The sequence below is a fragment of the Actinoplanes auranticolor genome, from assembly GCF_018332655.1.
Lineage (GTDB): Bacteria > Actinomycetota > Actinomycetes > Mycobacteriales > Micromonosporaceae > Actinoplanes > Actinoplanes auranticolor.
In genome coordinates this window covers 78130-94346 of sequence record NZ_BOQL01000004.1, presented here as the reverse complement: position 1 = coordinate 94346, position 16217 = coordinate 78130, and the positions used below count along the sequence as shown (strand labels likewise).

The following is a 16217-nucleotide window of genomic DNA, read 5'->3' as shown; positions in this document are numbered from 1 at the left end:
GCAGATCGTGTTAGGAGCTCTTAGGTGCGGTTCGTGCCCGTCCGGCTGGGGCGGTGGATCTGCTACGGATGGCGGCCACCTGCGGATCATTTCTGCACTCGATGTGACTTAATCCTCAGCGTTGGGCGGGCTTCCGGGTTTCTGCGTATGGAATGCATATAGTCCTCGGCCCTTCGGAAAGGGATGACGAAATGCGTTTACGCACAGTTCTCACCATCGCGGCGACGGGTGTTGTCGGAGCGGCCGGCCTGCTTGTCGCACCATTGACCTTTGCTGCGCAGGCACCCCGGAATGCCTGTCCGGACGTGGAGGTCATCGGCGCCCGGGGGACGACCGAGCGGCCCGGGCTGGGCGTGCTGCTGACGCCGCTCGCCCAGCAGCTCACCCGGGAGCTGCCGCAGACGGTGCGGTCGACCGCCGTCGACTATCCGGCCTCGTTCAACTACACCGCCAGCGTCCGGCAAGGCGTGACCAGTATCGCCGCGGACGTGCAGCAGACCGCTGCGGCCTGCGCGGACACCAAGTTCGTCCTGATGGGGTATTCGCAGGGGGCCAACGTGGTCGGTGACGCTCTCGCCGGCAGGTCGCTCCGTGGTCGTGCCGCCGGCCAGCCGGCGATCCCGGCCGCCCTGTCCGACCGGGTCGCGGCGGTCCTGCTCTTCGGCGACCCGACGTTCACCGCGGGCGAGGACTTCAACGTGGGCACCGGCACCCGGAACGGTGTCTTCGCGCGCGGTGCCGGCGGGCTGGACGCCTTCGCGGACCGGACGCAGTCGTTCTGCAACCGCAACGACCGGTTCTGCCAGGGCGGGACGAGCCTGGCCGCGCACCTCGACTACAACAAGTTCCTGGACGACGCGACGGAGTTCGTCGCCACGCAACTGGGCTGACACCCGCCTCACCTCGCCGCCCAGCCGGCCGCCGGTGACGCCACGGTGAAACGCCGCGACGATCCGGCGCGGGGGACGCCACGGACGGGAGTGCGGGGAAACGCCGGAATATGGTGGAAAGATTCTGTGACGCCGATTGACGGCGGGGTGAGGCATACCCATTGCCATGAGGCCGCGTCGCTTCATGGCCACGAGGGCAGGTGAGGGGCAAGAGGCGGGGTGAGGGGGTGAGGGGGTGAGGGGGTGAGGGGGTGAGGGTCAGGCGGGCACGAGGCCACGAACCACGCCGGCCTGACGATCAACCGATCCACCATGGACGATCGACGGACAGACGTCCGGCCCCCGGTCCCGGAGAGTGGCGGAGGTACGCCACATTCTGGAGGGGGAGAAGATGCGTCCGAGCAGATTCCTGGCCACAGCCGTCATCACCACCGCAACACTCATCACCACCGCAGGTCCCGCATCGGCCGCACCCGCACCGACAGCCCCGCGCGATGTCGGCACCCTCGGCGGCGACTGGAGCAACCCCACCGCCCTGAGCGACTCCGGCTACCTCGTCGGTTCCAGCCAAACCGCGACCGGCGAGACCCACGCCTTCCGCTGGCGCGCCGGCCACCTCACCGACCTCGGCGTCCTCCCCGGTGGCGGCGCCAGCCACGCCGTCGACGTCAACGAGCGTGGCGACGTCGCCGGCACAGCCGTCACCCGCACCGGCACCGCCCGTCCGTTCCTCTGGCGGCACGGCGTCATGCGGGACCTCACGGCCGTCACCGGTGACGCGATCTCCGTGACCGGGCTCAACGACGCCGGCCGGGTCATCGGGACCCGCTACACCGCCACCAGCGGGCAGTACGGCCAGGCTTTCGTCTGGCGGGACGGCGTCGCCACCGATCTGCCCGGCCTCGGCGGGGACACCCTGGCCGACGACATCAACAATCGCGGTGAGATCGCCGGTTCGACCGTCAGTGCCGACGGGGCCGAGACCGAGGCCGCGCTGTGGCGTGGTGGCAAGCTCATCCGGCTGACGCCGCCGGTCGGCATCGCCAGCATGGCCGTCGACGTGAACGAGCGCGGCCAGGTCGTCGGCACGGTCCGGGTGCCGGATTCGGGCTGGCACGCGTTCCTGTGGGAGAACGGCGTCTTCACCGACCTCGGCGCGCTCGGCGGGACGGAGAGCTATCCGGTCGGGATCAACGACCGGGGCCAGATCGGCGGCAATGCCGGCGACAACGCGAACCTGCGCGCGGTGCGCTGGCATCGCGGTACGGCGACCGACCTCGCCGCGCTCAGCGGCGTCACTGGACTGGCCACGGCGATGAACGGGGCCGGTAGCGTGGCCGGTGTGGCGGACCTGGGCGGCAGCCGCGGAGTGGTGTGGCGGGGCGCGTCCGCGGTCGACCTCGGTCCGCTGGATCGCGGGGTCACGGGCGGTTCCGTGCAGTTCATCAACGACCGCGGCCTGGTGGCGGGCACCATCGCGGTGACCGGGACCGGGTCGCACGCGGTCGTGTGGGACCTCGGACGACCCTGACGGGCGGTCGAAGACCTCAGATCTCCGGCGATCGCGGTGAAGCGGCGACAAGATCGTCGCGGTCCTCGCCGTGCGGTGTCGTGCGGCCGGCTGAGCGCTCTCGAGAAGGGACGAAGAGGCAGCTGGGCGGCGGATCAGCCCGCCCCACCGCCCAGCTGCTCACCCAGGCCGGTCCGCAGATACTCCAGCTTGCGCCCGACCCGCGACCCGGCGATCAGCCCCGCGTCGCGCAACGTCGTCAGATGGTGGGAAGCGGTCGCCGCCGCGAGGCCCAGCGCCGCCGCCACCTCCCCGGTGCTGTGCGGCACCTCCAGCAGCGTCAGCACCGCCGCCCGGGTCGGCCCGAGCAGCGCCGCGAGCGCCGCCGTCGGCTCCGCCCGCCGGCTGCCGTCCCACAGTGCGCCGTAGCCCCGCGGCGGATACCACAACGCCCGCCCCTGACCGGTATCCGTCATCGCGAACACCTTCGGCCCGGCGAAGCCCGACGGCAGCAGCGCCAGCCCGTGCCCGTCCAGGCCGAAGTGGTCGTCCCCGTCGCCGTGCCCGATCCGCAGGTCGGTCTCGTCCCAGCTCAGCGTCGGGTGCAGGTCCCGGATCAGGGCCCGGGGCCCCTGCTCGGCCGCCGCCCGGGCGCGGTGGGCGATCTCCGCCTCGGCCGCTGCGCGCAGCCGCGACCAGTACGGCGCCAGCGCCAGCTCGAAGTACTGCCGGATCTCGCGCAGCAGCACCGCCAGCCCGCCCGCCGGATCGTGGTCGAAGCGGGCGATCACCGGCGGCACGTCGGTGACCCCGCGCCAGGCGTAGCCGACCTCCCACGCCACCCGGTCGAGCGGGGTCTCCGCGATCATCGCCAGCTCCTCGCGCAGCAGCGGCCGCGCGGTCGCGGGCACCGGGCTTAGGAAGTCGGGCACCCAGCGCCGCGGGCGCGCCACCACCGCGAGGAACGTCTCCAGCCGGGCCGCGTCCAGCACCGGGCGCACCTGGGCGCGCCAGGAGGCGTACATCCAGAACTGCTCCGGCTTGGTCAGGGCCACGCTGCTGGCGATCACCTCGGCCATCGGTGAGTGGGCGAACCGGACGCCGGCGAGATCGGCCGGAGCGAATGCGAGCCGGAGCATCCGACCATTCGAGCACGGTCGAACGGCTCGGGCCATCGCGAATACGACCATACGGTCGTGTCATGCGTTACGTGCACCTCGGCCGTACCGGCCTGCGGGTCAGCCGCCTGTGCCTGGGCACCATGAACTTCGCCTGGCAGATCGGCGAGCCCGAGTCCCATGCCGTTCTCGACCGCGCGCTGGGCGCCGGGATCACCTTCGTCGACACCGCCAACATGTACGGCCGGGAGACCGGCGACGGGCTCAGCGAGCGGTTCATCGGCAGCTGGCTGGAGAAGTCCGGCGCCCGCGACCAGATCGTGCTCGCCACCAAGGTCTACGCGCCGATGAGCGACCGGCCCAACGACGGCGGCCTCTCCGCGCGGCACATCATCGCCTCCTGCGAGGCGTCGTTGCGCCGGCTGCGCACCGACTGGATCGACCTGCTGCAGCTGCACCACATCCAGCGGGACACCCCGTGGGAGGAGATCTGGCAGGCGATGGAGACGCTCACCGGCCAGGGCAAGATCCGGTACGCGGGTTCGTCGAACTTCGCCGGCTGGCATCTGGCCCGGGCCCAGGCCGCCGCCGACCGGCGCCACTATCTGGGGCTGGTGAGCGAGCAACCCAAGTACAACCTGCTCACCCGGCACGTCGAGCTGGAGGTGCTGCCCGCCGCCCGGGAACTCGGCATCGGCATCCTGCCGTACTCCCCGTTGCATTTCGGTGCGCTGTCCGGCGCGCTGCGCAAGCAGCGCGAGGGCGTCGCCGGCCGCAGCGTCCTGCACGCGCCGGAGCGGGTCGAGCCGCACCGGGCCGCGCTGCAGCGCTTCGAGAAGTTGTGCGCGGATCTCGGCCAGGAGCCCACGACGGTCGCGCTGGCCTGGCTGCTGTCGCGGCCCGGGGTCACCGCGCCGGTGCTCGGCCCGCGTACGCCGCAGCAGCTGGACCTGCCGTTGCTGGCGCTGGACACCGAGCTTGCCGCGGAGACCCTGGATGAGCTGGACCGGATCTTCCCGCCCGTCGGCAACGGCGGTCCGGGCCCTGAGGCGTGGGCGTGGTGACGGGGGTACGCCTCAGGGCCCGGTTTCCCTCACGGAAGCTGCCGGGCTGCCGATTCCAGGGCTCGTGCAACCGGCGGAGTTCGACGACAGCACCGCGGAGTACTGGGCGCGGCAGATCCGGATCGGGGCCTCGGTCGCCGCCGGGGTGACCCTGCTCGGCTGCGTACGGGTGGCCGTGGACTGGGACACGGACCGGCGCTGGATGCTCGGCCCGATCCTGGCCGCGGCGCTCGTGCAGATCGCGGCCGCTCTGCTGCCGTGGGCCCGGCTCGTCCGCAGCCCCCGGGTGCGGGGCTGGCTGGTCCTCTGGTGGGTCGCCGAGCTGCCGCTGGCATTCCTGTTCTCCACGATCGACCAGGACGGGCTGTTGCTCTATCTGTCCGGCATCGCCCTGATCATGGTGACCGCCGCCTCCCTGTACGGGCCCACGGTCGTGGTGGGCCTCGGGGCGCTCGCCGCGGCCGGCTACCTGGCGCTGCTACCTGACCTGACCGGGGCCAACGCCGTCTCCACCGTGTCCCTGGTGGCCATCATGGCCTGCCTGGTGGCGTTGAACTCGATCAACGCGCGCAGCCGGCGGCGGCTGGACCGGCGCCGGCAGGCCGCCGAGCACCGCACCGAGATGCTGCTCGAGGCCGCCTCCGACGCGGTGTTCGCGATCGACGTCACGGGCGCGGTCCGCTACGCCAGCCCGTCCGCCCAGCGGATCTTCGGTCTCACCGGCGCCGAGGTCACCGGCAAGGCACTGGTCGAGCTGGCCCATCCCGAGGAGCTCGCCGGCCTGCGGGCGTGGATGGGCGCCCTCTTCGCCGTGCCCGGCGGCACCGCCCGGACCGAGGCGCGGCTGCGCCGGCCCGACGGCACCTGGCTGCATCTGGACGTGATCGGCACCAACCGGACCGACGACGCCGACCTGCGCGCCGCCGTGATCAGCCTGCGCGACATCGGCCGGCGCAAGGAGCTCGAGGAGCAGCTCAGCCGGCAGGCGTTCACCGACTCGCTGACCGGGCTGCCGAACCGGGCCCTGTTCCGCGACCGGCTCGAACAGGCCGTCCGGCGCCGGGCCGGCGGTGGCGTCACCGTGCTGCTCATCGACCTGGACGACTTCAAGCTGGTCAACGACAACCTGGGGCACAGCGCCGGCGACGAACTGCTGGCGACCCTGGCCGGGCGGCTGCGCGCGGAGATGCGCCCCGGCGACACCCTCGCCCGCCTCGGCGGGGACGAGTTCGCCATCCTGGTCGAGGACCTGGACGGGGCTGACGCTGTCGCGCTGGCCGAGCGGCTGCTGCTGGCCGGCCGCGAGCAGGTCCGGCTGGACAGCCGCGACGTGACCTGTTCGCTGAGCATCGGCATCGCCAGCGGCGACCTGCCCGCCGGGCAACTGCTGCGCGACGCCGACCTGGCGATGTACGCCGCCAAGCGGGCCGGCCGCAACGCCTACGCGGTGTTCTCCCCGTCGATGTCGCGGTCGGTGCTGGAGGAGGCGCAGCAGCGCGTCGACATGGAGCTGGGCCTGGAGCAGGAGCAGTTCGTCCTGCTCTACCAGCCGGTGGTGGACCTGGCCACGCAGCGGACGACCGCGGTCGAGGCGCTGGTGCGGTGGCAGCATCCCGAGGACGGGCTGCTCAGCCCGTACCAGTTCATCGCGACGGCCGAGGCCAACGGCCTGATCGTGCCGCTCGGCCGGTGGGTCCTGCGCGAGGCCTGCGCGCAGCTGGCGCGCTGGCGCCGCGAGACGCCGGCCGCGGCCGGACTCAAGGTCAACGTCAACCTGTCCGCGCGGCAGTTCCAGTACGCCGGCCTGGTCGCGGACGTGGCGGCGGCGATCGGCGACGCCGGCATCCCGGCCGGTTCGCTGACCCTGGAGATCACCGAGTCGATGCTGATGGAGGACATCACCGGGGCGATCGAGACGCTGCGCGCGCTGCGGGCGCTGGGCGTCCGGCTGGCGATCGACGACTTCGGCACCGGCTACTCGTCGCTGAACTACCTCAAGCAGCTCCCGGTCGACATCATCAAGATCGACCGGACGTTCGTGGAGCAGGTGGACACCGACGCGGACGACGTGGCGCTGGTGGACGCGGTGGTGGCCCTCGGGCAGGCGCTGCGGCTGCAGACCGTGGCCGAGGGCATCGAGACCGAGGGCCAGTGGATGATGCTCCGGCAGATCGGGTGCGACCAGGGCCAGGGCTACCTGTTCGGCCGTCCCGGCGACGCGGCCTCGGTGCCCGGCCTGCTGATCCGCGAACCGGCCCCGGCCGAACTCTGAAGCCGCCGGCCCACCTCGGGCGGGCCGGGTCGGTGGATCAGCGGCGCAGGACGGAGAGTTCGAGGATGGCCGGCATCGGGGCCACGCCCGGGCCGCCCGCGCGGACCCAGGCCGCGATGTCCTCCTCGACCGCGTCGTCGCCGACCAGGCCGAACCACACCGCCCGGGCTCCCCGGCGGCGGGCGCCGGGCTCCGGGTGGACCACGATGACGTTCGCCTCCGCGCAGGCGTCCAGGCATTCGCTCACCCGTACCTGATGCGGGGCCGGCAGCGACTCGCGCAGCCGGACCAACTGGCCGTCGTGGTCGACCTTCGGGTGCTTGCGGGCGTTGCCGCAGCAGCAGTCCCGGCACACCGTGACCGTGCAGCCGGCCGGCGTCGTTCTCTTGATCCCTGGCACGGGCTGGACCCTAACCGCCGGCCGGAACGGCAGTTCGCGCGGTCACCGGATCGGTGACCGCGCGAACATCTGCCGCTGTCGTCAGTTGCGGGCCGCGGCCCGGCGGCGCCGGGTCGCGCCCAGGACCACCGCTCCGCAGAGGATCAGCAACGCGCCGCCCAGGATGAAGGTCATCGAGTTGGCTCCGGTCAGGGCCAGCTTCGACTCGTCCTCGGTCTGCACGTTCTGCTCGGCCTGCAGGTCCGGCGCGCCGTCATCACTGTTGCCGTCGGACAGGACCTGGGCCGCCGGTTCCTCGGTCGCCTTGGGCCTGGTCGTCTTGCCGGCCAGCGCCTGGGCCGGCTCGGCGGTGTCCGCGTTGTCGCCGGCCGACTCGTCGTCGGCTGCCTTCTCCGGCTCGTCGGCCTTCTCCGGCTTGGCGGCGGGCGCCGGCTTGGTGGTCTTGCCGGGCTTCGGTGCACTGGCGTCGTTCTTCGGAGGAATCGTCACGGTGCCGGTCTTCGGCGGTGTCGTGCCGGACCCGGTCTTCGGGGTCGCGGTCGCGCCGGGGTTCACCGCACCGCCGTCACCCTGATCGCCGTCACCCTGGTCGCCATCGCCGTTGTTCTGGCCGCCGTCACCCTGGTCGCCGCCGCCGTTGTTCTGGCCGCCGTCACCCTGGTCACCGCCGTTGTTGCCACCGCCGCCGTTGTTGCCACCGTTGTTGCCGCCGTTGTCGGCGGGCGGGTTCGCCGGAGGCTCCTCCTCGGCGGGAGGCTCCTCGTCGCCGCCCTCGACCTTGACGCGGACCGCGTCCAGGGCCGGGGTCTGGTTGGCGCGCTGCATCATCGGGATCCGGTGCGAGCCGTCGCCGGCCCACGAGGCGCACTGGGCGATGCCCTCCTGCGGCAGCCCCGGGACCTGAATCGTGACGGTGTCGGGCTGCGCGCCGCCCTTGCGGTCCTCGGTGGCCACGAAGAACGCGGGCACCGGGGCCGGGTCGGGCGCCTCGTCGGTGGCGGAGAGCATCCGGCAGGCGGTGTGGAAGTGGCCGCGGACCAGACCTTCCGCGGTGAGCACCGAGCTCTCCACGTAGTAGCCGCCCTGGCCGGCCGCGAGGAAGCGGTCGCGGACCAGGTTGCGGGTGCTGACCTTCAGCGTGAAGGGCGTGTTGGCCTGCACCGACTCGGGGAAGTCGGTGATCAGCAGCGTCGGGTTCCTGGCCTGCTCGCCGACCTCACCGAACTCGGTGGAGACGCAGCGGTTGCCGTTCTGGAAGCCGTCGTGCGGGTCGAGGTCGCTGTCCTCGCAGCTGTTGCCGAGGATCTGCAGACCGTTGACCTGCTTGGCGGTCGTCTTGCCGGTGGTGCAGTTCTCGACCGGCTGCGGCTTCGGGGCCTGCTCACCCTTGGCCAGCTGGCCGTCGCCCTTGTGCTGGACGTCGCCGTCCTTGTCCGTGTAGGTGCCGACCTTGGGGTCCGTCGCGGCGCTCTTGCCGGCCGGCGCGGCCGGGCCGGCGGCGGGGGCCTCGCAGGCCACCGTCTTGCTCTCGTCCGCGTTGGAGATCTGCGTGACACCGACCACCCCGCCGAAGGCGATCAGTACGGCGACCGCGGCGATGATGCGACGGTCCGGGCCCCGGCGCTGGGCGGCCCGACGGTAAGTCGGCCTTCGCATGGGTGGCACCTCTTCTGTAACCATTTCATTGGCGGATGAGCCGGTCCGCGAGCCCCTGTGGCGGCCCGGCCGGATACCGGCATGCAGACGTTAAGAGCCAACGGCCGCCCACACCAATTTCCCAGCGAAAATTGAGGCTTTCTTAGGGTCGAATTAATGCAAAAATATGGGTCCCGTTCCGAACCCTCGGCATCCACCGTTCGGCCGATGTCCCGCCTCCACCGAACGGGGGAGGCGGCGGACACGGGCCGTTGCCGTGAGAGTACCCGCTGATCTGCCCGCCCGGGTGTCGCCCGAGCGGGCAGATCGCTGTCAGGACACGGGTTCCGCGGTCACGACGATGTTGTCGCGGTAGTGGCCGGTCCTGCTGTCGAACGGCCCGCCGCAGGTGATCAGCGTCAGCCGCGGCGCGCCGTCGCGGGCGAAATACTTGTCCAGGGGAATGCGGGTCTTGCTGTACCTTTCCCGGGCGACGACCTTGAATGCGCGGTCCGTGCCGCCGGGCCCGGCCAGCGTCATTTTGTCACCCGGTTCCAGGCTGCTCAGCCGGAAGAATGCACCCTTTCCCTGATCGGCGCTGTCCACGTGGCCGGCGACGACGATGGACCCGGCCGTCGCGGTCATTCCCGGGCCGAAGCGGTACCAGCCGACCCGGTCGACGCTGGGCGGGACGTCTAACTCACCGCTGTCGGCGTCGACGCCGACCTCGGCCACGGTGGCGTCCAGATCGAGGGCGGGGATCCGCAGCCGGGCCGGAGCCATCTCCTCGGCCGGTGCCGTCGCCTCGGGCACAGCGGTCGCGGCCGGGGGAGCGGACGAGGCGGTGGGCGTCGCGGACTCCAGGGCGGCGACCGCCGAGGAGCCGACGGACGGCTCCGGCCGCGACAGGTACGCGACCACGCCCACCACGATCAGCAGCACGAGCCCGGCCACGACGAGGAGCCGGGCGCGGCCCTTGCGGGACGCGCCCGGAGATCCGACGGTCATCGGCGACCCGGCACCAGCCGGCGCACGCCGAGGGCGAGCATCAGCAGACCGGCCACCGCCAGCGCGTACCAGGCGGCACCGAGACTCTGGTCGGCCATGCCGCCGCTGCCGCTGGGCACGCCACCCGGCGCGGAGTGCAGCCCGGTGATGGACTGGGTGACCAGGTCGAGGTTGTCGTCCTCGGCCGAGCCGACCGCGTAGACGATCGTCGCGGTGCCCTCCTTGAGGTTCAGGTCCGCCGGGCCGATGGCCACGGTGTCCGTGCCGGCCAGCACCACGTCGGCCTCGACCGAACCGGCCGGCAGGTCCGCCTTCGCCTCCTTCGGGTTCGTCAGGTCCTCGAAGACCGGCTGGCCGCCCGCGCGGACGTCGACGGCCGGGGCCGCGGCGGTGTGCCGCACGATGATCCGGGCCTGGCCCGCGGCGACCTTCTTGACGTCGTTGGCGAACGGGGTCAGCGCCGGCTCGCCCGTCGCGCTCAGGTGCGCCACCAGGCTGATGTCGGCGCCGCCGGGGATCTCCGCGTCGTCCACCTTGAGCAGGGCCTGACTGATATCGTCACCGGGCTCGGTCAGCACGATGTCGTAGCTGCCCTCCTCCAGCGACAGTGGGCCCGCGACCTTGCCGGGGGCGAAGTCCGGCAGGGTCTTCTCACCGTTGACGTACACGTCGACGTTCTGCCCGGGAATGCCGTGCACAACGGAGACCTGGGAGGTGGCGGCGAAGGCCGGAGTGGCGGTCAGCGCACCGAGACCGCCGAAGGCGATCAGGGTGGCGGCGCCGACGGCGGTCACGCGGCGCAGGGGCACGAGGCGCATCTAATTCTCCTAGCGAGTGGGTATCCGGGTACGGACAACCGGTGGTTTCGCTGCGTACCGGGCGGCTGGATGCACCTGAAGAAAATTGACCGCACTGCATCCACGGCCCGGCCGGGGAGCGAATGAGCAGGTGGAAAGGGGGCCGATGAATCCCGACGACGAACTCGCCGAACGCTTCCGGGCGGGCGACGAGCATGCGCTGCGCCTGGCGTACGACCGCTATGGCGGCGCGGTTCTCTATCTCGGCGTACGCCTGCTGGGCAACCGCGCCGACGCGGAGGACGTGACGCAGACGACCTTCGTGGCGGCCTGGCAAGGTCGCGGTACGTTTGATCCGGAACGTGGCGGGATGCTCGGCTGGTTGCTCGGCATAGCCCGGCGCAAGGCGGTCGACCGGCTGCGCTCGGCGGCCCGCGAGGAGCGGGTGGCCACGACGGTGCGGGCCCAGCCCGTCGCCGACGAGGAGAGCCCGGAACGCGTGCTGGACCGCCTGGTGGTGGCCGACGAGCTGGCCCAGCTGCCTGCCGAGCAACGGCGCAGCCTGGAGCTGGCGTTCTACGACGACCTGACTCATCCGCAGATAGCGGCTCTCACCGGACTGCCCCTGGGCACGGTCAAGAGTCATATCCGGCGGGGCATGGCGAATCTACGGCGACGGTGGGAGGTGGACGGTGCAGCATCTGGATCCCGATCGGCTGGTCCTTCTCGCGCTCTCTGAGGAAACGGCGGACAGCGACGAATCCGTCCACCTGGCCGAGTGCCCGGGGTGCAGTGCGGAGATCGACGACCTGCGGCACGTGGCCGAGCTGGGTGCGGAGACGCAGGGCCTGCGGGCGCTGCCGCCGCCGCCCGAGCGCGTGTGGGCGGGCATCGAGGCCGCGGTGACCGCACCCGTGCGGCGCCTGCCGCAACGGCGGGAACGGCGCTGGGTCCTGCCCGTGCTCGCGGCGGCGGCCGCTGCAGTGCTCGCCATCGCCGGCACCGTCACGGTGCAGCGTTTCACCGACCGTCCGGAACCGCCCGCGGTGACCGCCAAGGCGAGTCTGGGCCGGCTCGGCGGTGCGCCGGTGGCGGCCGGGGGAGCGGCGGAGGTCATCGAGGGCAGCAAGCTGCGCCTCGACGTGCGCAACCTGCCACTGACGACCGGCTACTACGAGGTGTGGCTCATCGATCCGGACGACATGACGAGGATGATGGCGATGGGCAATCTGTCCAGCGCCGCGCTCTCGGGTGCCGCCGACGTGGTGCTGCCGCTGCCGCCGGGTGCGGATCTCAACCGCTACCGGCTGGTGGACGTCTCCGCGGAGGCGTACGACGGTGACGCCGCGCATTCCGGCAAGAGCCTGCTGCGGGGCACGCTCACGAATTGAGCACGGGGCGGTGCCGGGGCATCAGCGAGAGCTGACTGTCCCGGCACCGCTTCGTCATGTCCGCCAGGTCCGGCCGGGCTGCGGCGGCCTGTTCCACCAACTGCCCGATCGTCGTCAGGGCCGGTGGCACGCCGGTGGCCAGCAGCTCGCCGGCGTGCTGACGGTGCGCCCCGGCCAGCCCCGGACGGAGCAGGCGGCGCAGTTCCGGACGGGCGGCCAGGGCGTGCACGGCGGGCAGCGTGACGATCCCCGCGGCGAAGGACGGGCCCGGATCGCGGACGTCCTCCAGCAGGTGCAGCGCGGTGCCGTACGCCAGGCCGTACTCGTGTAGTCCGTCCTCCGGCGACGCGGTGACCAGCGCGCCGAGCCGGCCGGCCGCGGCCAGCAGGGTGCCGGTCTTCAGCTCGGCGATGCGCAGGGCCGTCGTCGCGCTCACCTCGGGGTGGAAGCGGTTGTCGGCCTCGAGGACCGACCCGGTACAGCGCTCGGTCAGGGCGTCGCCGAGGAGCGGGCCGGCCCCGGCGGTGGCACCGAGCCGGTGGGCGAGTCCGATCAGCAGGTCGCCCGCGAGCAGGGCGACAGCGGTGCCTTCCTTGGCGTTGACGGTGGGCACGCCGCTGCGTACCGGCGCCTCGTGCATCAGGTCGTCGTGCACGAGGCCGGCCAGATGCAGCAGCTCGACGGCCGCCGCGGCGGTGGCCGTGCGCCGGGACGTGCCGGGCCAGGCCCGGCCGGCGACCGCCAGCACGAGCCCGGCCCGCAGCCGTGCGCCGCCGGCGTGCGCGATCCGCCGGCACGGCTCCCGCAGGGACGCCGGGACACTGTCGAGCGCCCCGGTCAGCACCGTCTCGACGGCGGCGAGCCCGTCCGCGCTCATGCCACCGCCGCCGGCTGCTCCACCGCGCCCGTCTGGCGGGCGCGGTGCGGGGCGGCCGGGTCGGCCGGCCACCAGAACCGGTCCCCCAGCAGCGTCGCCAGCGCCGGGACCAGGACCGTCCGCACCAGCAGGGTGTCCAGCAGCACGCCGAGGCCGACGATCACGCCGATCTGGGTGAGCGTGATGATCGGCAGCACGCCCAGCACCGCGAACACCGCCGCGAGCAGGATGCCGGCACTGGTGATCACCGCGCCGGTCGCGGCCAGGGCGTGGATCATCCCGGCCCGGGTGCCGCGGGTCACGGCCTCCTCCCGGGCCCGGGTGACCAGGAAGATGTTGTAGTCGACGCCGAGAGCCACCAGGAACAGGAACGCGTACAGGGGCACCTGGTTGTCCAGGCCGGGGTAGCCCAGCAGCTCGCGGAACAGCCAGGAGCCGGCGCCCAGCGCGGCGACGAAGCTGGCGATGACCGTGCCGATCAGCAGCAGGGCGGCGACGACCGCGCGCAGCAGCAGCCCGAGGACCAGCAGCACCACGAGCAGGATGACCGGCACGATCACCCGCAGGTCCACCCGGGACGCGTCGCGCGTGTCCATCGCGATCGCCACGCTCCCGCCGACCAGGGCGTCGTCACCGACCGCGGCGCGCAGCGCCCGGATGGTCCCGTAGCTCTGCGGGGTGTCGGGCGCGGCGGTCAGCACCGCGGTGATGCTGACCGTCAGCCCGGCCCGCTCGGCGATCCGGGCCTGGGCCACCCCGGGCGTGCCGGACACCGCGGCGAGGACCTGGTCGGCGGTGGCCGGTGAGGTGATCACCACGGTGGGGTCCGCGGCCCCGGCCGGGAAGTAGCGGCTCAGGGTGGTCAGGCCGTCGACGGACTCGGCCTCGACGCGGAACTGCTCGGTCTGCGAGAGCCCGAGCCGGGTGCCGGCCAGGCCGGTGGACAGCACCCCGAGCACGACCAGCGAGACCACGGTGACCAGGCCGGGGCGGCGGGCCACGCCGCGGCCGACCCGGGCCCAGATGCCGCGTTCCTGCTCGGCGCCGCCCGCGCCGACGCGCGGGATGAACGGCCAGAACAGGCCCCGGCCGCAGACCACCAGTGCGGCGGGCAGGGCGATCAGGGCGAAGAGCGCGGCGACGGCGATGCCCAGGGCCGCGGTGACGCCCAGGGCCACGGTGTCGCCGAGGCCGGCCAGTAGCAGGGTGAGCAGGCTCAGCACGACGGTGACGGCACTGGCCGCGATGGCCGGTCCGGCTCCGCGCAGGGCCCGGCGCATGGCCTCGCGCCGGTCGGCGTGGCGGTGCAGCTCCTCGCGGTAGCGCGAGATGAGCAGCAGGGCGTAGTTGGTGCCCGCGCCGAACACGAGGACCGTGACGATGCCGACGGTGGAGTCGCCGATGGTGAGGTCGGTGTGCCGGGAGAGCAGGGCGACCAGCCCGCTGGCCATCCGGTCGGCGATGCCGACCACGGCCAGCGGCACCAGCCAGAGCACCGGACTGCGGTACGTGATCAGCAGCAGCAGCGCCACGACCACCACGGTCACGAGGAGCAGGTTGGTGTTGGCGCCGGTGAAGCTGTCCGCGATGTCGGCGGCGAACCCGGCGCCCCCGGTGACCTGGGCGGTCAGCCCGGCCGGCAGCCCGGCCCGCGCGGTGTCGCGCAGTTCGGCCACCGCGGCGATGGTCCGGTCCGCCGGGGCGTCGGCGGGCAATGGCACGGCGACCAGCGCCGCGTCCCGCTTGTCGGAGAACACCGGCGGACTCTGCGTCCCGAACGCCTTGGCGTCCGCCTCGATCTTCGCCACGTCTCCGGCCGTGAGCGCCTGCCCGTCGCGGCTGTAGACGACCAGGGCGGGGTTGGTCTGTCCCGACGGCAATTGCCGTTGCAGCGCGGCGACCCTGGTCGACTCGGCCGCCGACGGCAGGGACGCGGTCGGGTCGTTGGCGGTGCGGACCTCGCCCGCGCTCGCGATGACCGCGCCGCCGAGCAGCAGGGCGACCACGAGCACCAGCCATGCGGTGAGCCGTCCGGTGAGTGTCCGAAGCACCATCATTCCTCCACGGCAAAGAATCTCGACCATCGAGAGTCTCCACCAATGCGACGGCATCTGCAACACTGAGCGGGTGTACCGGGCGCGTAAGACGGAGCGGGACAGGCTCCGCGAGGAGATCGTCAACCTGATGCGCACGTACAGCGTCGAGGCGCAGCACGTGGGGCACGCGTTCGCGCAGCGGCACGGGTTGCACCCCACCGACCTGCAGGCGCTGATCGCGGTGATGCACGCCGAGGGCCGGGGCGCGCCGCTGACCCCGGGCCGGCTCGGGGAGGCGATCGGGCTGTCCTCGGGCGCCACCACCGCCGCCATCGACCGGCTGGAACGCGCCGGGCACCTGCGCCGCACCCGGGAGAGCACCGACCGCCGGGTCGTGCACCTGCGCTACGGCGAGCCCGGCATGGCCCTGGCCCTGGAGTTCTTCGGCCCCCTGGGCAAGCGCACCGACGACGTGATGGCCGGCTTCAGCGACGAGGACCTGGCCCTGGTGCGCCGCTTCCTGCAGGGCATGAACGACGCGCTGGCCGAGCACCACGCCGAGGTGCGCGCGGAGCAGTGATCCGCCTCAGCGTGGCCGGGGCGTGACCAGGCCGGCGTCGTAGGCGGCGATCACCAGGTGCGCCCGGTCGCGGGCGGCCAGCTTGGTGAGCAGGTGCGACACGTGGGTCTTGACCGTCTTGACGGAGATGGTCAGCCGCGCGGCGATCTGGTCGTTGGACAGCCCGCGGCCGATCAGCGTCAGCACCTCGGTCTCCCGCGCGGTGAGCGGCGGCGGCGCGGCCGGGCGGGGCGGGCGCGGCACCGCGACGTAGTGCTCGACGAGCCGGGTCAGGATGGACGGGGCGAACAGCGACTCGCCCGCGTGGGTCCGGCGGATCGCGGTGATCAGGTCCTCCGGCCGGGCGTCCTTGAGCAGGAAGCCCGAGGCCCCGGCGTGCAGCGCCGCATGGACGTACTCGTCCAGCTCGAACATGCTCAGCACCACCACCCGGGTGGCCGCCAGCTCCGGGGCGGCGCAGATGCGCCGGGTGGCCTGCAACCCGTCGAGCCGGGGCATCCGCACGTCCATCAGCACCACGTCGGGCCGGGTGCGTCGGGCCACCTCCAGCGCCTCGGCGCCGTCACCGGCCTGGCCGACCACCGCGAGGTCCGGCGCGCTGTCGATGACCAGCGCGAGACTGCGGCGCAGCAGCGGCTG

Annotated in this window: 15 protein-coding genes; 7 read left to right on the top strand and 8 right to left on the bottom strand. The window is 72.7% G+C overall.

Annotated features, from left to right (window positions below):
- Positions 1 to 305: 305 nt before the first annotated feature.
- Together Aau02nite_RS02230 and Aau02nite_RS02225 are read left to right on the top strand one after the other, a co-directional pair.
- Positions 306 to 890, top strand: a complete 585-nt coding sequence (locus Aau02nite_RS02230; protein ID WP_212986590.1) for a cutinase family protein — start codon at positions 306 to 308, stop codon at positions 888 to 890.
- A gap of 391 nt (positions 891 to 1281) precedes the next feature.
- The gene (locus tag Aau02nite_RS02225) at positions 1282 to 2421 is read left to right on the top strand and encodes a hypothetical protein (RefSeq protein ID WP_212986589.1); all 1140 of its coding nucleotides are present in this window, start codon (positions 1282 to 1284) and stop codon (positions 2419 to 2421) included.
- A gap of 134 nt (positions 2422 to 2555) precedes the next feature.
- Here the strand turns inward: Aau02nite_RS02225 and Aau02nite_RS02220 are convergent, their stop codons facing one another.
- Complete coding sequence (locus Aau02nite_RS02220; protein WP_212986588.1) at positions 2556 to 3539, bottom strand: ArsR/SmtB family transcription factor; 984 nt, start codon at positions 3537 to 3539, stop codon at positions 2556 to 2558.
- A gap of 62 nt (positions 3540 to 3601) precedes the next feature.
- Between Aau02nite_RS02220 and Aau02nite_RS02215 the strand changes: the two genes are divergently transcribed.
- Together Aau02nite_RS02215 and Aau02nite_RS02210 are read left to right on the top strand one after the other, a co-directional pair.
- Positions 3602 to 4582: an aldo/keto reductase gene (locus tag Aau02nite_RS02215; RefSeq protein ID WP_212986587.1), complete on the top strand. Its 981-nt coding sequence runs from the start codon at positions 3602 to 3604 to the stop codon at positions 4580 to 4582.
- Between the two features lie 64 nt (positions 4583 to 4646).
- On the top strand, positions 4647 to 6854 hold the full coding sequence (locus Aau02nite_RS02210) for a putative bifunctional diguanylate cyclase/phosphodiesterase (RefSeq protein WP_212986586.1): 2208 nt from the start codon (positions 4647 to 4649) through the stop codon (positions 6852 to 6854).
- Positions 6855 to 6891: 37 nt separating this feature from the next.
- Here Aau02nite_RS02210 and Aau02nite_RS02205 read toward each other — a convergent pair whose 3' ends face one another.
- From Aau02nite_RS02205 to Aau02nite_RS02190, 4 genes are all read right to left on the bottom strand, one after another.
- Positions 6892 to 7254, bottom strand: a complete 363-nt coding sequence (locus tag Aau02nite_RS02205; RefSeq protein WP_246594833.1) for a hypothetical protein — start codon at positions 7252 to 7254, stop codon at positions 6892 to 6894.
- Positions 7255 to 7335: 81 nt separating this feature from the next.
- Positions 7336 to 8910: a hypothetical protein gene (locus tag Aau02nite_RS46120; RefSeq protein WP_246594832.1), complete on the bottom strand. Its 1575-nt coding sequence runs from the start codon at positions 8908 to 8910 to the stop codon at positions 7336 to 7338.
- Between the two features lie 312 nt (positions 8911 to 9222).
- Positions 9223 to 9897 carry a class F sortase gene (locus tag Aau02nite_RS02195; protein ID WP_212986585.1) on the bottom strand — a complete coding sequence of 225 codons (675 nt, stop codon included), beginning with the start codon at positions 9895 to 9897 and terminating at the stop codon, positions 9223 to 9225.
- Positions 9894 to 10715 carry a DUF4397 domain-containing protein gene (locus tag Aau02nite_RS02190; protein ID WP_212986584.1) on the bottom strand — a complete coding sequence of 274 codons (822 nt, stop codon included), beginning with the start codon at positions 10713 to 10715 and terminating at the stop codon, positions 9894 to 9896. The genes Aau02nite_RS02195 and Aau02nite_RS02190 overlap by 4 nt, the downstream gene beginning before the upstream one ends.
- Positions 10716 to 10860: 145 nt before the next feature.
- On the opposite strand from Aau02nite_RS02190, the gene Aau02nite_RS02185 reads away from it, so the two are divergent.
- Together Aau02nite_RS02185 and Aau02nite_RS02180 are read left to right on the top strand one after the other, a co-directional pair.
- Positions 10861 to 11433 (top strand): RNA polymerase sigma factor, encoded by a 573-nt coding sequence (locus Aau02nite_RS02185; RefSeq protein ID WP_212986583.1) that lies wholly within the window; start codon positions 10861 to 10863, stop codon positions 11431 to 11433.
- Positions 11387 to 12085: an anti-sigma factor gene (locus Aau02nite_RS02180; RefSeq protein ID WP_212986582.1), complete on the top strand. Its 699-nt coding sequence runs from the start codon at positions 11387 to 11389 to the stop codon at positions 12083 to 12085. Before Aau02nite_RS02185 ends, Aau02nite_RS02180 begins: the two co-directional genes overlap by 47 nt.
- Here the strand turns inward: Aau02nite_RS02180 and Aau02nite_RS02175 are convergent.
- On the bottom strand, positions 12075 to 12962 hold the full coding sequence (locus Aau02nite_RS02175; RefSeq protein WP_212986581.1) for a polyprenyl synthetase family protein: 888 nt from the start codon (positions 12960 to 12962) through the stop codon (positions 12075 to 12077). The genes Aau02nite_RS02180 and Aau02nite_RS02175 overlap by 11 nt on opposite strands.
- A complete protein-coding gene (locus tag Aau02nite_RS02170; protein WP_212986580.1) occupies positions 12959 to 15016 on the bottom strand; it encodes an MMPL family transporter in 2058 nt (685 codons plus the stop codon). Before Aau02nite_RS02170 ends, Aau02nite_RS02175 begins: the two co-directional genes overlap by 4 nt.
- A gap of 73 nt (positions 15017 to 15089) precedes the next feature.
- Here Aau02nite_RS02170 and Aau02nite_RS02165 point away from each other — a divergent pair, with 73 nt between their 5' ends.
- A complete protein-coding gene (locus Aau02nite_RS02165) occupies positions 15090 to 15578 on the top strand; it encodes a MarR family winged helix-turn-helix transcriptional regulator (RefSeq protein WP_212986579.1) in 489 nt (162 codons plus the stop codon).
- A 6-nt stretch (positions 15579 to 15584) separates the two neighbouring features.
- On the opposite strand, the gene Aau02nite_RS02160 is transcribed toward Aau02nite_RS02165, so the two are convergent.
- The gene (locus Aau02nite_RS02160; RefSeq protein ID WP_246594837.1) at positions 15585 to 16190 is read right to left on the bottom strand and encodes a response regulator; all 606 of its coding nucleotides are present in this window, start codon (positions 16188 to 16190) and stop codon (positions 15585 to 15587) included.
- Positions 16191 to 16217: the final 27 nt, after the last annotated feature.

Coding starts and splice junctions, on each gene's coding strand:
- Aau02nite_RS02170 (WP_212986580.1), bottom strand. CDS start 15,016: ATGGTGCTTCGGACACTCACCGGACGGCTCACCGCATGGCTGGTGCTC.
- Aau02nite_RS02185 (WP_212986583.1), top strand. CDS start 10,861: ATGAATCCCGACGACGAACTCGCCGAACGCTTCCGGGCGGGCGACGAG.
- Aau02nite_RS02220 (WP_212986588.1), bottom strand. CDS start 3,539: ATGCTCCGGCTCGCATTCGCTCCGGCCGATCTCGCCGGCGTCCGGTTC.
- Aau02nite_RS02225 (WP_212986589.1), top strand. CDS start 1,282: ATGCGTCCGAGCAGATTCCTGGCCACAGCCGTCATCACCACCGCAACA.
- Aau02nite_RS02175 (WP_212986581.1), bottom strand. CDS start 12,962: ATGAGCGCGGACGGGCTCGCCGCCGTCGAGACGGTGCTGACCGGGGCG.
- Aau02nite_RS02195 (WP_212986585.1), bottom strand. CDS start 9,897: ATGACCGTCGGATCTCCGGGCGCGTCCCGCAAGGGCCGCGCCCGGCTC.
- Aau02nite_RS02215 (WP_212986587.1), top strand. CDS start 3,602: ATGCGTTACGTGCACCTCGGCCGTACCGGCCTGCGGGTCAGCCGCCTG.
- Aau02nite_RS46120 (WP_246594832.1), bottom strand. CDS start 8,910: ATGCGAAGGCCGACTTACCGTCGGGCCGCCCAGCGCCGGGGCCCGGAC.
- Aau02nite_RS02190 (WP_212986584.1), bottom strand. CDS start 10,715: ATGCGCCTCGTGCCCCTGCGCCGCGTGACCGCCGTCGGCGCCGCCACC.